The 15,189-nt window shown below is 61.0% G+C and carries 10 protein-coding genes and 1 tRNA gene; 6 read left to right on the top strand and 5 right to left on the bottom strand.

All coding sequences use genetic code 11. The features are described from left to right. The 4 genes from AXK12_RS00060 (at position 1) to AXK12_RS00045 (ending at position 5,148) form a co-directional block, all read left to right on the top strand. On the top strand, positions 1 to 2,025 hold the full coding sequence (locus AXK12_RS00060; RefSeq protein WP_068710745.1) for an extracellular solute-binding protein: 2,025 nt from the start codon (positions 1 to 3) through the stop codon (positions 2,023 to 2,025). 17 nt (positions 2,026 to 2,042) lie between these two features. Then, positions 2,043 to 3,083, top strand: a complete 1,041-nt coding sequence (locus AXK12_RS00055) for an ABC transporter ATP-binding protein (RefSeq protein WP_068710744.1) — start codon at positions 2,043 to 2,045, stop codon at positions 3,081 to 3,083. Positions 3,084 to 3,250: 167 nt separating this feature from the next. Beyond that, on the top strand, positions 3,251 to 4,114 hold the full coding sequence (locus tag AXK12_RS00050; protein ID WP_068710758.1) for a DMT family transporter: 864 nt from the start codon (positions 3,251 to 3,253) through the stop codon (positions 4,112 to 4,114). Further along, a complete protein-coding gene (locus AXK12_RS00045) occupies positions 4,111 to 5,148 on the top strand; it encodes an ABC transporter ATP-binding protein (RefSeq protein WP_068710743.1) in 1,038 nt (345 codons plus the stop codon). The genes AXK12_RS00050 and AXK12_RS00045 overlap by 4 nt, the downstream gene beginning before the upstream one ends. Positions 5,149 to 5,302: 154 nt before the next feature. Here the strand turns inward: AXK12_RS00045 and AXK12_RS00040 are convergent, their stop codons facing one another. Next, positions 5,303 to 5,776, bottom strand: a complete 474-nt coding sequence (locus AXK12_RS00040; RefSeq protein ID WP_068710742.1) for a hypothetical protein — start codon at positions 5,774 to 5,776, stop codon at positions 5,303 to 5,305. Between the two features lie 261 nt (positions 5,777 to 6,037). Beyond that, positions 6,038 to 6,124, bottom strand: a tRNA-Ser gene (locus AXK12_RS00035). 587 nt (positions 6,125 to 6,711) lie between these two features. Here AXK12_RS00035 and AXK12_RS00030 point away from each other — a divergent pair. Together AXK12_RS00030 and AXK12_RS00025 are read left to right on the top strand one after the other, a co-directional pair. After that, complete coding sequence (locus tag AXK12_RS00030) at positions 6,712 to 8,397, top strand: PEP-CTERM sorting domain-containing protein (RefSeq protein WP_068710741.1); 1,686 nt, start codon at positions 6,712 to 6,714, stop codon at positions 8,395 to 8,397. Between the two features lie 126 nt (positions 8,398 to 8,523). Further along, positions 8,524 to 10,392 carry a hypothetical protein gene (locus tag AXK12_RS00025; protein ID WP_156468728.1) on the top strand — a complete coding sequence of 623 codons (1,869 nt, stop codon included), beginning with the start codon at positions 8,524 to 8,526 and terminating at the stop codon, positions 10,390 to 10,392. Positions 10,393 to 10,472: 80 nt separating this feature from the next. Here the strand turns inward: AXK12_RS00025 and glpK are convergent, their stop codons facing one another. The 3 genes from glpK to AXK12_RS08640 form a co-directional block, all read right to left on the bottom strand. After that, entirely contained in the window at positions 10,473 to 11,969 is a 1,497-nt protein-coding gene (gene glpK, locus AXK12_RS00020) for a glycerol kinase GlpK (RefSeq protein WP_068710739.1), read from the bottom strand. A 51-nt stretch (positions 11,970 to 12,020) separates the two neighbouring features. Next, the gene (locus tag AXK12_RS00015) at positions 12,021 to 13,646 is read right to left on the bottom strand and encodes a glycerol-3-phosphate dehydrogenase/oxidase (RefSeq protein ID WP_068710738.1); all 1,626 of its coding nucleotides are present in this window, start codon (positions 13,644 to 13,646) and stop codon (positions 12,021 to 12,023) included. Between the two features lie 196 nt (positions 13,647 to 13,842). Beyond that, on the bottom strand, positions 13,843 to 14,844 hold the full coding sequence (locus AXK12_RS08640) for a hypothetical protein (protein ID WP_156468727.1): 1,002 nt from the start codon (positions 14,842 to 14,844) through the stop codon (positions 13,843 to 13,845). Positions 14,845 to 15,189: the final 345 nt, after the last annotated feature.

Below are 15,189 nucleotides of genomic sequence, written 5' to 3'. Positions count from 1 at the left end.
ATGCACCGCCGCTTTTTCCCACACACTCTCTCTGCACTCGCCGCAGCCGCGCTCCTCCTCACCGCATGCGGCCCAAAAACCGACAGCACGAAGCCCCGCGCCGACTCGCAGGCCCCTGCCGCACTCAGCGACAACACCGGCGCAGCCCAAGCCAGAGCGTTTTACGCCGAGCACCCCGAGTTCTTTCACTTCAAAACGCCCGCCGACATCCCCGCCGACCTCGCTTGGGAAGACGGCGCCGAACTGCCCGAAGTCGGCAGCCCTGCCGCCAAAAAAGGCGGCACCTTCAACACCTGGATGCAGGACTTCCCGCGCACGCTGCGCACCGTGGGCCCCGACTCCAACGGCAGCTTCCGCGGCTGGATTTTGGACAACGTCAGCCTCGGCTACGCGCACCGCCACCCCAACCTCACCGACCTGCGCGAAGACGGCTTTCACTACCTGCCCGCCCTCGCCGACCGCTGGGCTCTCGATCGCGAAACCAAAACTGTCTACATCCACCTAAACCCCGCCGCGCGGTGGAACGACGGCGTGCCCATCACCACCGACGACGCGCTCTTCTCCTTCTTCTTTTACCGCAGCCCACACATCCGCGCCCCGTGGTATAACAACTTTTACGGGACCAAGTACGCGGGCATCACGCGCTTCGATGCGCACACCTTTGCCCTCCACTTCCACGCGCTGCGGCCCGACATCTACTCGCTCGCGCTCGGCCTCTCGCCCACCCCCGCACACTTCTATGCGGACTTCGGCGAAGACTTCACCGAGCGCTACCAATGGCGCGTCGCCCCAAGCACCGGCCCCTACACCATCGCCCGCGACGCCGACATCGCCAAAGGCCGCTCCATCACCCTCACCCGCGTAAAGGACTGGTGGGCGCGCGACCTCAAACACTTCCGCTACCGCTTCAACCCCGACCGCATCCGCATCTCCGTCATCCGCGACAGCGCCAAAGCCTTTGAAGCCTTCCGCAAAGGCGACCTCGACACCTACGGCCTCGGCCTCGCCGAAGACTGGTATGACAAACTCCCCGACACCGCCCCCGAAGTCGCCAAAGGCTACATCCAAAAAATCAAGTTCTACAACGACACCCCGCGCCCCACTTACGGCCTGTGGATGAACCAAGCCACGCCGCTGCTCGCCAACCGCGACATCCGGCTCGGCGTGCAACACGCCACCAATTGGCAACTCGTCATCGACAAATTCGCGCGCGGCGACTGGAGCCGCATGCAGACCACCGCCGACGGATACGGCGACTTCACCCACCCCACGCTCCGCGCGCGCGACTACGACATCGACGCCGCCCTCGCCCACTTCGCCGCCGCCGGCTTCACCCGCCGCGGCCCAGACGGCATCCTCGTAAACGCCGCAGGCCAACGCCTCTCCCTCCAACTCACCACCGGCTACGAGCACTTCAAAGACATGCTCACCATCCTCCAAGAAGAGGCCATCAAAGCCGGACTCGACCTGCGTATCGAAATCCTCGACGGCACCGCCGCGTGGAAAAAAGCCCAAGAAAAGAAACACGAAATCCTCTTCGCCGCCTTCAACGTCGGCGCCGAGATGTTCCCCCGCTATTGGGAAACCTACCACTCCGTAAACGCCTACGATGTGCCCTTCATCGAAAACGCCGACGGCTCCCTCGCCCCCAACCCCGCGCGCAAACCCAAGCCCCAAAGCAATAACCTCCAGTCAATCGCCGACCCGCAAATCGACGCGATGATCGACGCCTACGACCGCTCCGACGACCTCGCCGAGATGCGCGCGCTCGCCTACCGACTCGAAGAAGCCCTCCACGCCGACGCCTCCTTCTCCCCCGGCTTCGTCACCCCCTTCCTCCGACACGGCGCCTGGCGCTGGCTACGCCTCCCTGAAGACGGAAATGTGAAAATCGCCAACTCACTCGAAAGCTCGCTGCTCTTCTGGATCGAGCCCGACCTGAAGAAAGAAACTCTCGACGCGCGCAAAACCGGGAAAGCCTTCGAGCCCGCCATCCTCATCTTCGATCAGTACAAGAAAGATTAAGCCCGCCGTTGCCGCGCATGACTAACGTCTCCCAACCGCCCCGAGCCGACGATCGTGCAGTGGTGCTCAGTGTCAAAGACCTCGTCACCACCTTCGACACCGATGCGGGCCGGCTCACCGCCGTCGATGGCGTGAGCTTCACCGTGCAGCGCGGGCACACACTCGGCCTCGTTGGCGAGTCCGGCTGTGGCAAAAGCGTCACCGCTTGCTCCATCATGCGGCTCCTCCCGCAACCGATGGGAAAAATCGCGGGCGGCCAAATCCTCTTCGACGGCCACGACCTCGCGACCGCCTCGCCCGAGCACCTGCTCAAAGTGCGCGGCGGCCAGATCGGCATGATTTTCCAAGAGCCGATGACCGCGCTCAACCCCGTCCACACCATCGGACGCCAACTCAGCGAAGTCTTCCTCCTGCACACGACTCGCGACCGCCGCGAAGCCCTCGCCCGCTCCGCCGAGATTTTGGGCAAAGTCGGCATCCCCTCTCCCGAAATCCGGCTCGGCGAATACCCCCATCAACTCTCTGGCGGCATGCGCCAACGCGTCGTCATCGCGATGGCACTCGCCTGCAAACCCGCGCTCATCATCGCCGACGAGCCCACCACCGCGCTCGACGTCACCATCCAAGCGCAAATCCTCGACCTCATGCGCGAGCTCCAGCGCGAGATGGGTATGGCCATCCTCCTCATCACCCACGACCTCGGGGTAATCGCCGAAATGTGCGACGATGTCGCCGTCATGTATGCGGGCCGCATCGCCGAGGCCGGGCCCGTTGAGCAAATCTTCGCCACACCCCGCCACCCCTACACACGCGGACTCCTCGACTCCATCCCCCGGCTCTCGACTCCGCGCAAAACTCGGCTCGCGACCATCGAAGGCATGGTGCCCGCGCTCGCCGACATGCCCCAAGGCTGCCGCTACCAAAACCGCTGCCCCCACCGCATCCCCCTCTGCGCCAATCTGCCAAAAGAGGAAATCGCGAGCGACTCCACCCGAGTCAGTTGCCACCGCTGGCGCGAACTCGCCGCCGACATTGAGCAACCCCGCGCTGCGTTATGAAGCCGAGCACACTGCTAGGGGGCGACCGCAGCCCGATGCGTGCGGATGATGTCGGGGCGAGCGCCGCAGCGCCCCGCCAAATAACGACGCCCCGCCAAATAAAACAGCCTGCGGGGGCTGACGCCGCAGCCGCGACTGCGACGCCAAGAATAGGGCCTAAGACCTTGATGCTCGGCAGCACGCTCGGCTTTGCGGCGATGGTCATCTTCATCCGGCTCGCCTCCACTCGCGGCATCCCCACCAACGAAATCGGCTTCTTCCGCAACTTCTTCGGCCTGCTCGTCCTGCTCCCCTTCGTCCTAAAACGCGGCGAGCCCTTCCCGCGCACCCGCCACTTTGTCCGCTATCTGCTGCGCACCACCATCGGGCTCACGGCCATGCTCTGCTCCTTTTGGGTCATCGCCCACCTGCCGCTTTCGCAAGCGATCTCACTCTCTTACTCCGCGCCCATTTTTGTGACTGTAGGGGCGATTCTGATACTTGGCGAAACCGTAAAACTGCGCCGCTGGGCCGCAGTCATCGCCGGCTTCGTCGGCGTGCTCGTGATTCTGCAACCCTGGAGCCACACCTTTAGCCCGGCCATGCTCGTCGCCGTGCTGGCGGCCGCCCTCACCGCCACCGTCTCCATCCAGAATAAGCAACTCTCGCAGCTCGACCCGCCCGAAACGGTCGTCCTCTACACCTACCTGTTTTGGGTGCCCATGTCGCTCGTCCTCGCGCTCCCGATCTGGCAGTGGCCCGATACGCTCGGCTGGGCTTGGCTCCTGGGCACCGGCATTTTCGGCACACTCGGCCAGTTGCTCTGGGTGCGGGCGCTGCGCATCGGCGAAGTCTCCGCGCTGCAGCCTATCAGCTTTACCCAGCTACCCGTCGTCGCGCTCTTCGGCTGGTGGCTCTTCGACGAAACCCTAGACCACTGGACGCCCCTCGGAGCCGCGATCATCCTCGTCGCCAACACTTATATTGCGCGCAGAGAAGCCCAGTTGGCACGACGCACTGCAAACGCCATCCCTGCGCCCACTCCGGCATGACCCCCGACGCAAACCAAAACCCGCCTGCCCAGCCCTTGCTTGAAGTCAAGGGACTCAAAATGCACTTCCCCGTGCGCGAAGGCCTTTTCCTGCGCGCCAAACGCAGCAACCGCGCGGTCGACGGGCTCGACCTCAGCCTCGCCACTGGCGAAACGCTCGGCCTCGTCGGCGAGTCCGGCTGCGGCAAGTCCACCTTAGGCAAATGCATCGTACGGCTCTACCGGCCCAGCGCTGGGCAAATCCTCTTCCAAGGCCGCGACCTCGCACACGCCAAAGGAGCCGCGCTCAAAGCGCAACGACGGCACCTGCAAATGATTTTCCAAGACCCGGTCGAGTCGCTCAACGCCCGCCACACCGTCGCTGACATTGTCGCCGAGCCCCTCGTCATTCACGGCATCGGCGACGCACACTCGCGCCAACGAAAAGTCCGCGAACTACTCGACCGCGTGGGCCTGCCCGCCAACGCCGCCGAGCGCTTCCCCTTCGAGTTCTCTGGCGGCCAACGCCAGCGCATCGGCATCGCCCGCGCCATCGCGCTCGGCCCCCGCTTAATCGTCTGCGACGAACCCGTGAGCGCGCTCGACGTGTCGATTCAAAGCCAAGTGCTCAACCTCCTGCTCGAGCTCCAGCACGACCTCGGCCTCAGCTACCTCTTCATCGCCCACAACCTCGCCGTCGTGAAGCACGTCTCTGACCGCGTCGCCATCATGTACCTGGGCAAAATCGTAGAACTCGCCGATGCCGAAGAAATCTACCGCAACCCGCGCCACCCCTACACCCGCGCGCTGATCTCCGCTATCCCCGAGCCCGACCCACTGCGCAGCGCCCACAAACAACGCATCGTCCTCAGCGGCGACGTGCCCTCGCCCATCAACCCGCCCAGCGGCTGCGCCTTTCACCCCCGCTGCCCACACGCCACCGACCGCTGCAAACACGAAGCCCCCGCCCTGCGCGCCCTCGCCTCAACCGAGGCCGCTCCCGGAGCAGCAACGACCGCCTCACCCCACCACCTCTCCTGCCACTACGATTTGTGAGGCCTGCCTGTTCCCGTTTCAAACGCGCGCCGCGCTGATACGCTTTTTTTCCACTACGCGTGGGGCGGCGGTCAGTGACCGCTTCCATTTAATTTGGGGTCCTTTTTAGATTTTGGTTTCGCCTCTGCGCGTCGCGCAGAAACGAGAACAGGCCCTAGCGTTTGCGGGTTCGTTTTTTTCTAGAGCCGTTTTTTCTAGAGCCGCGCAAGAGCCAGAAGACAGTGAGTGCGACTAGGTTTATGCCGAGGCCCCAAGGGCCTGCGCCGGAGCTGGCGATGTGCCAGACACTGCCGAAGCCGTAGCTCAGTGTGAGCTTTTCGCCCATAATCGCGGGCATGAAATGGGCCCCGGAGACGAAGCGGAAGCTGACAAAGGGGGAGCTGAGCCAGAGGATTTGCAGCGCGTAGTAGATGCGGATGAGTCCGCGCCGTGAGTCGTTTTGCGCAAAGAGGATTCCGGCGGCGAGCCCGAGCGCATAGAGTGCGCCAGCGATGAGAAAGATCGGGAGGGCGCGCACGCTAAGGCCGCGTGTGAGCATGCCAAAGAAGGTCGTCAGGGTAAGGGCGGCTCCGATGATTGAGCCGATGAGAGTGAGGGCCGTAATCGGCCACTTGAGGAAGGGAGACATGGGTGTAGGGACGGGGGAGGCTGGGCCTGCAGAGGCCCAGACAGCTCTAGCGAGTACGGCAAGAAATAAAGGCGCTCACAGAGCTCCACTGCGGGGGAACCACTTTTCCCACTGCGCGCAACGCGACAGGGGGAATGCTTTCAAATTTGGGAATTGGTTTTGTCGCGAAGCGACGAGGCCAATTCCCAAATTAAATGGAAGCGGTCACTGACCGCCGCCCCACGCGGAGTGGAAGTCTGTGAGCCCGGCCCGCCGACCGCGCGGAGAGGGGGGGATTCGAACCCCCGTTACCCTTGCGGGTAAACCTGATTTCGAGTCAGGCGCGTTCAACCACTCTGCCACCTCTCCTTTTGTGCGGACCCTTTTTTGAAAAAGGGTCGGAACGGTAGAGCCAGCTTTTCCCAAAACGAAAGCCTATTCTGCGGGCGGCGGCGAGCGTGCGCAGCACACGTGAGTGGCGAGCCGCGAGACAGGAGTACGTAGTTAGGCGGTCACTACGCATGTCGAGTAAGTAATCTCACAGGCCCAAACTGCGTAAGCGTACCAATAGGAAAGTACGACAAGCTCGGATAACTTCACGGGGTGCCCCACCCCGCTAACACCCCGCCAGTAATGGGTAGGAATAACTCATTATCTGCTCGTGTCTTAGGTATAATCTGGTATGCCCCTACCCAAAATTATGCAGACCGCAGACCGCAGACCGCAGACCGCAGACCGCAGACCGCAGACCGCAGACCGCAGACCGCAGACCGCAGACCGCAGACCGCAGACCGCAGAGTTGTAGAGTTGTAGGCGAAGGCTCGGCACTCGGGTGTCTTGCGCGGCTCGCCCGCTTAGCGGCAGGTGTCGCGGCCTTCATTTTCGCGTTCCTTGTTTCCGGCCTGTCCGCTCGCGCCCAGCTCGTCATTAATCTGCCAAACCCGACCGACACCCAAGTGCTGCCCGCCCCAGTTGTCGAATCGTATAGTGAAGTAGATATCCACGGACTAGGAACTGCAGTCTTAGAGGAAGACGCTCCCAACTTCTTTGGCGAAGTCATCATAAGCGGCGCACAGCTCACCCTCAAGGACGGCGGCCGGCTCACTAACGCCTGGCGCGTCCTAGTCAAAAACGGCGGCACGCTCTTTCTCGATAACTCCGCCGCGGCGCACGGCGACCGGCTTGGAAGCACAGCCGAAATCAGGCTCAATGCAGGAACGCTCGCATTCGCCCCGGGCGACTTCGGCTTTCTCACCCAAGAGCTGAGCTACCTCACCCTCTCAGGCGGGGCTAACCAGATCGACCTGCATCTAGGCTCGACATCAGGAGGCCTCCTCCTCGCGCAAGAGCTATCGCGTGCTGCGACCTCCACGCTGAACATTCGCTACATCGATCCCACAAATGGCAGCGCCGCCCCGATCAACGTTCGCCTTGAGGTCCAAAACTGGTCAATATTCACACAACTCGACATCCTCCCTTGGGCGACCATCACGCACGGCTCACAGGTAGACTGGGCCCCGTGGAAGGCTGGCGGCATCGTCTTTAATCCGTTCACCAATTACTACACAGGAAGCCCGGCAAACTGGAACACGGTGCACAACGTGCTCATCGATTCTAGCACCACCACACTCAACAACCCAGGTGGGGTTACCTGGGTTAGATCGCTCAAACTCGCCAACGGCGGCGCGCTCATTCTCGGAGGACCCGGCAACTCGCAAATTCTGGACCTCGACTCTGGCGGGCTGCTCTCCACGGGCTCCGCGGGTAATCAAATATCCGGTGTCGGCGAGATCCGCCTCGGGTTCGATTTCTTCAATGCTCTCCTCATCCATGTCCACGGCGGCAACCTCTCAGTGAGCGGCACGATCACCCTCGACTCCATCCTCGCCCCGATAATCAAAACGGGGGAAGGCACACTGCGGCTCAACGGCGATATCTGGATGCAGGGTGGCCCTCTCGTGATTAACCAAGGCATAGTCTCCTTTGAAAAGGGTAAGGGCATGGACTTCATGACCGTGCTCATAGGAGACGGCACAGGAACCGACGTGCTCGAATTGCCTGCTAGCCACGACAATCCCATTACGAGTTCGTGGGATCCGAGCGGGTGGCCCAGCATCGTCCTGCACGGCACGCCCTACTCGACGAGTCCCGGTTCGGGTGCAGCCGATGCAGCGATTTTGCGCTTCAGGGGCGGCACCGTCCAAAACGCCCAACTGCTCCATGTCGAAGGCCGGGGCATGCTCGATTTCTTGGGCGGCACGGTCGCTAAGCCCAACATGCTCTACCTCGAAGAGTTCACCCTGGCCGACTTCGATACGACCCTGCTCTTTATCCGCCACTGGGAAGATGGGCGCGACATCCTGCTCGCACACCGGGAAAAAAACAAGGACAGGATCGACGCGGACTTCCTCGCGCGAATCAAATTCGAAGGCTACGACGCCCCTGCCGAGTGGGTCTACTGGGGGGATGGGACGTATTGGGAAATCCGGGTCGCGCCCGAGCCCCACACCTACGGCGCGATCTTGGGCGCACTCGGCCTAGGGTTTTTCGTTTGGCGTAAACGAAAACGCGGCAGCGCAAACGCGGCGAGCGTGCGCAGCACACGTGAGTGGCGAGCCGCGAGCCAGATGCCTCGCGGTTGAAACGGGAACACACACCCTAGCCCCGCCAACACCCAGCCAATAATGGGCACCGCGTAGCCTGCACAGAATCACTTATACTTACGTATAATAACACATTATCTGCTCGTGTCTTAGGTAGAATCCGGTATGCCCCTACCCAGAATCATGCAGACCGCAGACCGCAGACCGCAGAGTTGTAGGGTTGTAGGCGAGGGCGCGGCACTCAGGTGTCTTGCGCAGCTCGCTCGCTTAGCGGCAGGAGTCGCGGCCTTCATTTTCGCGTTCCTCGTTTCCGCCCTGTCCGCTCGCGCACAGCTCATCGTTGAGCTGCCAGACCCGACCGACACCCAAGTGCTGCCCGCCCCAAGCGGTGGCCCAGGTGATGTGCTAGATATCCACGGGCTAGGAACTGCAGTGTTAGAGGAAGACGCCGACGACTTCTTTGGCGAAGTCGTCATAAGCGGCGCACAGCTCACCCTCAAGGGCGAGGGACGGCTCACTGAGGCCGAGCGCTTCCTCATCCAAAACGGCGGCACGCTCTTTCTCGATAACTCCGCCGTCGCGCACGACGACCGGCTCGGAAGCACAGCCGACATCGCGCTCAATGCAGGAACGCTCGCATTCGACCCGGGCAACTTCGGATTTCTCAGCCAAGAGCTGGGCTACATTGATCTCTTAGGCGGGGCTAACCAGATCGACCTGTATCTAGGCTCGGTATTAGGAGGCAGACTCTTCGCGGAAACCGTATGGCTTGCGGACAACGCGCAGATTGGGAAACCGACCTCCACGCTGAACATTCGCTACATCGATCCCACAGGCATCGCCCCGATCAACGTGCGCCTTGAGGTCGACGACGACTGGGGGTTTCCTTCGATAGAAGGCATCCTCCCTTGGGCGACCATCACGCGCGGCTCACAGGTGGACTGGGTCCAGTGGGAGTATGGCGAGAGCACCGTCTTTACTCCGCTCACCGCTTACCACACAAGCACAGGAAGCCCAGCAGACTGGAACACGGGGAAAGACATGCTCATCGAGGCGAGCACCGCCGAACTCAACGACCCAGGCATTCTGAATCCCCAGATTACCTCGCTCAAACTCGCCAACGGCGGCTCGCTCGTTCTCGGAGAACCCGGTGATCTGAAAATCATCTCTGGCGGGCTGCTCTCCACGGGCTCCACGGGTAATAAAATATCCGGCCGCGGCTCTATCTGGAACGGCTACGACATTCCCAACACGTTCTACCTCCATATTCACGCCGACCTCTTAGTGAGCGGCGAGATCCAGTTCCACGCCTTCGGCTTCCCGATGATCAAGACAGGGGAAGGCACGCTGCGGTTCACCGACGACGCCTCCATAGCGGTTGGCTCTCTCGTGATTAACCAAGGCATAGTCGCCTTTGAGAAGAATACGCGAATGGAGCTCTTCGAGGTGATCATAGGAGACGGCACAGGAACCGACATTCTCGAACTGCCCGCTAGCCACAACGACCCCATCACGAATCCAAGCGCCGAGTGGGATCCGGGCGCGCTGCCCAACATCACCCTGCACGGCACGCCCTACTCGACGAGTCCCGGTTCGGGTGCAGCCGATGCAGCGATTTTGCGCTTCGGGGGCAGCACCGTCCAACACGCCCAGCTGCTCCATGTCGAAGGCCGGGGCACGCTCGATTTCGTGGGCGGCACCATCGCTAAGCCCAACATGCTCTACCTCGAAGAGTTCACCCTGGCCGACTTCGATACGGCCCTGCTCTTTATCCGCCACTGGGAAGATGGGCGCGACGTCCTGCTCGCACACTATGAAAACAACAAGGGCACGATCAACGCGGCATTCCTCGCGCGAATCAAATTCGAAGGCTACGACGCCCCTGCCGAGTGGGTCTCCTGGGGGGATGGGACGTATTGGGAAATCCGGGTCGCGCCCGAGCCTCACACCTACGGCGCAATCTTGGGCGCGCTCGGCCTAGGGCTCTTCGTTTGGCGTAAACGGAAACGCGGCGAGCGTGCGCAGCACACGTGAGTGGCGAGCCGCGAGCAGCCTAGTGTCGCCGCAGCCGATAGGTGAGCGTAAATAGCGCGCCCTCCTCACGGGGTGATTTCTCACTCGCCCACCCAGTCGCGCGAGCGCGCCACCGCCTTCTGCCAAGTGCGCGAAATCGTGTCTGCCTGCTCGCGCAGCATCTGCGGCACAAAGTCCCGCTCCACGCTCCACTGAGTTTGAATTTCGGCGACGCCCGACCAAAGCCCGAGTGCCAAGCCGGCCAGGTAGGCCGCACCAAGCGCCGTCGTTTCCAGCGTTTTAGGCCGTTTCGTTTTAAACCCGAGCAGGTCGCACTGAATCTGCATAAGGAGGTCGCTCGCACTCGCCCCGCCATCGACCCGCAGCTCCGCGCAGCGTGCGCCTGCGTCCGCCTCCATCGCCTTCACGATATCGCAGACTTGCAGCGCAATCCCTTCTAGCGTGGCTCGCGCGATGTGCCCCGCAGTCGTCCCGCGCGTGATTCCCAAGATCGTGCCTCGTGCATACGCGTCCCAATGCGGTGCAGCGAGCCCCGTGAGCGCAGGGACGAAGACCACACCGCCGCTATCGGCCACGCTGGCCGCGAGCGCGTTAACCTCCTCCGCGCGATCGATAATCCCGAGCCCATCGCGCAGCCACTGAATCGCCGCGCCGCCGATAAAGACACTGCCCTCCAGCGCATAGCTCACTTCGCCGCCCAGCGTCCACGCGATCGTGGTCAGCAGCTTGTTCTCCGAAAGCACCGGCTGCGCGCCCGTATTCATCATGAGGAAACAGCCCGTGCCGTAAGTGTTTTTCACCATGCCGGGGCTCAGGCAGAGTTGCCCAAAAAGGGCCGCATGTTGGTCGCCCGCGATGCCGGCGATAGGGACCGGGCTGGGGAAAATGTTGGCCGCAGTCGTGCCGTAAACCTCACTACTCTCGCGAACTTCAGCCAGCATCGCCCGCGGGATCTCGAAGAGCGCGAGCAAGTCCTCATCCCAATCCAGCGTGTGGATATTAAAGAGCATCGTGCGCGACGCATTCGAGGCGTCGGTGATGAAGCGGGCCCCGCCCGTCAGATTCCACACGAGCCAAGTGTCAACGGTGCCAAAACACAGCTCCCCGCGCTCGGCCCGCGCACGCGCGTCGGGCACATGGTCGAGAATCCACTTAAGCTTTGTCGCCGCGAAATACGCATCCACGACGAGGCCCGTCTTTTGCCGAATCGTATCGACGTGCCCGGCTGCCCGCAGTGCGTCGCAATCCCCCGCCGTGCGCCGATCCTGCCAGACGATTGCGTTATAAATCGGCGCACCGCTCGCACGTTCCCAGACCAGGGTCGTCTCGCGCTGATTGGTAATGCCCAGCCCAGCGACCTCTAGGCCCTCCGCCGCGGCCTTAGCCACAAGCTCGCGCGCCACGCCAATCTGCGATTCCCAGATCTCGCGCGGATCGTGCTCAACCCAGCCCGGCTGCGGGAACAGTTGCCGAAAATCCTTTTGCGCGAGACCGCGATTCTCGCCGCGCCGATCAAACAAAATCGCCCGCGAAGAGGTCGTGCCTTGGTCGAGAGCGAGGATGACTTTTTCACTCATAGCTAGGGGTATTTTGAGGGGGGCAAAAGAAGGCGGGGGAAAATCGGCGCACTACATTTCGGGGTCGAGCAAGTAGCCCTTGGCCAGAGCGGTAAACGCGGCGATTTGTGACTCGGCTCGGGCGGCCGTCCAAGCGCGCTCGCTCACAAAAACTTCGGCCACGCGCGGCGCGGCCTCAATCGCCGCCCGGGCATCGCGCCAGAGCAGCCCCACGCGCCGGGCGAGCACATCCTCGATCGTCTCTGCCATCTCGTCACGAATCGCCCAGACGACCTCGGCTAGCGTAAAGGGATGCGCCGGATGCAGCCGCGTGCTGAGCTCGGGGGCCGCCGCCTGAAGCGCGCGAATCGCCACACCGTCGCTCCCATAATGCGAAAGCGGGCTCGCCCGATCTAGCGGCTTAGCCGGGGCCGGCGCCACGCTGCCGTGTATCGCGAGCGATCTGGTTTTGCACGCCGCCTGCGGCAGCCCGCCGACCTCGATCGCCTTGTCGATGACCTCCTCCGCCATGCGCCGGTAAGTCGTCCACTTGCCGCCAATAAGGCTCACAAGCCCGGCTTCAGAAACGAGGATCTTGTGACTGCGCGAGATCTCCTTGGTGCGCTTCTCGCCGTCTTTGGGCGCGGCGAGCGGACGCAGCCCAGCAAAGACACAGCGCACATCTCGACGGGTCGGCTTTTTGGCGAGATAGGCCCCCGCCGTGTTGAGCAAAAACTCGATTTCACTCTCCAGCGCACGCGGCTCCTCACTCACCTCGGCCACCCGCGTGTCAGTCGTCCCGATCAGCGCGCAGCCATGCCAAGGGATGACAAACAGCACGCGCCCATCCGGGGTTTTAGGAATCATCAACGCGTCGCGACTCGCCAAAAACGAATGGTCGAGGACGAGGTGCGCGCCCTGACTCGGAACCACGAGGCGGCCCTTAGCCGGATCACTCATCGCCAGTATCTCATTTGTGAATACACCCGTGGCGTTGACGATCACCTTAGCGCGCAGCGTGTGCATCTGGCCCGCGGCTCGCGCCGCGCCCGAGTGCGCGCCCAGCTCGCCCAGCTCATCCCGCGCGATCACGCCGCAAAGCCGCCCCGTGCCTTCGTCTCTGATCAGATCGACGACCCGCATGTGGTTGAGCGCCACCCCGCCCTGCTCGGTGATCGTCTGCGCCAGGTTAACCGCCAACCGCGCATCATCGAACTGCCCATCCTGATAAACGACAGCGCCCTTTAGCCCTGATTTGTTGACCGTCGGCAGCCGCGAGAGCGTTTTGCCGGCACTCAGATAGCGGGAGCGGCCAAGGCTCAATCGCCCGTCCAAGGCATCGTAAATCGAAAACCCAAGCCGATAGTAAGGCCCTTCCCACCAACGGTAATTGGGCACAATAAAGGACTGGTTGACGAACAGATGGGCCGCGTTTCGGGCGAGTAAACCACGCTCGTAAAGCGCCTCGCGCACCAGGCCGATGTTGCCTTGGGCAAGATAGCGCACGCCACCGTGCACGAGCTTGGTGCTGCGGCTCGACGTCCCTTTGGCAAAATCGTGCGCCTCGAGAAGCAGCGTGCGAAACCCACGCGTCGTCGCATCCAACGCCGCCCCCAGCCCACTGGCCCCACCGCCAATCACGATGACATCCCAGCCCTTGGTGTTCGTGAGTGCAGTAATCGCTTCGTGGCGTTTCATCGTGCTAAGACCCCGCTTGCTAAAACGCTCAAACCCGCGCGGGCGATTCTTTTAACGCTGATACGCTTTTTCCCCACTACGCGTGGGGCGGCAGCGTGTCGCTGCACCCATTTACAGAGCCGCTTGGTTGCCGTGCATTCGCACAGCAACCAAGCGGCTCTGTGAAAAGGAACCCAAGCTTGGAGGGGGAATCCTTTCAAATTTGGGAATTGGTTTTGTCGCGAAGCGACAGGGCCAATTCCCAAATTAAATGGAAGCGGTCACTGACCGCCGCCCCACGCGTAGTGGAAAAGTGCCGCTCACTGGTGAGCCGCGCCGAGCGCTGTTTTTGCCGACGCCGATAGCGGACAAGTCCGAGTACGCCTAACATTAAGCCTGCCCCGTAAGTCGCGGGCTCGGGGGCACCTTTAACTTCCCAATATTCGTCGTCATAATCCTCTAGCTGAATCCTACGAGGATCATAGCCATCAAATTTCATTTTTTTCAGAGCATCCGCTAAGTTTTTGCTCGTTTTCTTTACAAAAATAAAGTCACGGCCTTCTTTCCAGTTTCTAACTATCAGCTCCCCGCCGGAACGAATCAACAAGTTATCTAGGTAAAGTTTGTTTAAAAAATTAACATTTTGCGTACTCCCGAATAACAAAACACCAGAATTATCTACAGTTAATTGTTTAGAACGCTGATAAACTCCATTTGCCGAGTTAAAATAAAGACTCCCATTATTTAATGTAACAACAGAGCTGCGACTTAATTGGTGGCTAGTGTCAAAAATGAGCTGCGAATGACTATTTACAAAAACATTCCCCTTAATGGAAACAAGCCCATCGCGCTTCTGCAGGCGCAAGGTAACAAAATTTGATAGTTCAACATCGCCAGTAAAGGTATTGGCTTCAGCCCCTGACATTTCTATGTACGCCCCCCTCCCAGGGCCGGAAACTCTAAGTCCTACCTTGTGTCCATTATCTCTAATCGTAGAATCTATCCGGAAGCCGTACTTAGAATGCCCCCCAAAGCCTATATCTATCGTATTGTTATTCGAAGTAATGCTTCCCTTGCCCAATATGGTCGCACCATGCGTGGTATTATAAAGAAGCCTTCCGTCAAGAAAGAGAGTATAACCATTGAGGTTTAAGCTAGGATACCAGCCCAGCTCACTTTGGAGAGTAACGGATCCTTTATGGTCTCCTTTAAGAGACATATTTTTACCTACATTAATATTACTAATGAATTGGGGGGGGGGAGGGGGGTAAGTTTTGCTAATGCCTGCGACGCAGCGACTGCGCCAAGCAGCGCCGCACTGACAAGCGTTTTTGTAAAAAGTGAGGCCATAGTCGGCCCAAACTCCTACTCGCCCAGTATCGCCTAAACCAAATCCCTCCGCCTTCCGCTTACCCCCGCTTAATAGACTGCCCCCTCCTTATTTCTACCTTGGCGCTGATATTTCCCACTACACGCGCGGTGCAACCGCAGGCTGTTTTACTTGGAGGCGGGCGTTTACTGGTGATTTTCCCCTCCTCGCCCAAACGGGTTATCACTCTACTTG

Source organism: Cephaloticoccus capnophilus, from assembly GCF_001580045.1.
Classification (GTDB): domain Bacteria; phylum Verrucomicrobiota; class Verrucomicrobiia; order Opitutales; family Opitutaceae; genus Cephaloticoccus; species Cephaloticoccus capnophilus.
This window is presented reverse-complemented; position numbering and strand designations above follow the sequence as displayed.

Bases quoted from the DNA above. Each gene is read 5' to 3' on its own strand.
- AXK12_RS00060 (WP_068710745.1), top strand. From the start codon at position 1: ATGCACCGCCGCTTTTTCCCACACACTCTCTCTGCACTCGCCGCAGCC.
- AXK12_RS00055 (WP_068710744.1), top strand. From the start codon at position 2,043: ATGACTAACGTCTCCCAACCGCCCCGAGCCGACGATCGTGCAGTGGTG.
- AXK12_RS00050 (WP_068710758.1), top strand. From the start codon at position 3,251: ATGCTCGGCAGCACGCTCGGCTTTGCGGCGATGGTCATCTTCATCCGG.
- AXK12_RS00045 (WP_068710743.1), top strand. From the start codon at position 4,111: ATGACCCCCGACGCAAACCAAAACCCGCCTGCCCAGCCCTTGCTTGAA.
- AXK12_RS00040 (WP_068710742.1), bottom strand. From the start codon at position 5,776: ATGTCTCCCTTCCTCAAGTGGCCGATTACGGCCCTCACTCTCATCGGC.
- AXK12_RS00025 (WP_156468728.1), top strand. From the start codon at position 8,524: ATGCCCCTACCCAGAATCATGCAGACCGCAGACCGCAGACCGCAGAGT.
- glpK (WP_068710739.1), bottom strand. From the start codon at position 11,969: ATGAGTGAAAAAGTCATCCTCGCTCTCGACCAAGGCACGACCTCTTCG.
- AXK12_RS00015 (WP_068710738.1), bottom strand. From the start codon at position 13,646: ATGAAACGCCACGAAGCGATTACTGCACTCACGAACACCAAGGGCTGG.
- AXK12_RS08640 (WP_156468727.1), bottom strand. From the start codon at position 14,844: ATGTCTCTTAAAGGAGACCATAAAGGATCCGTTACTCTCCAAAGTGAG.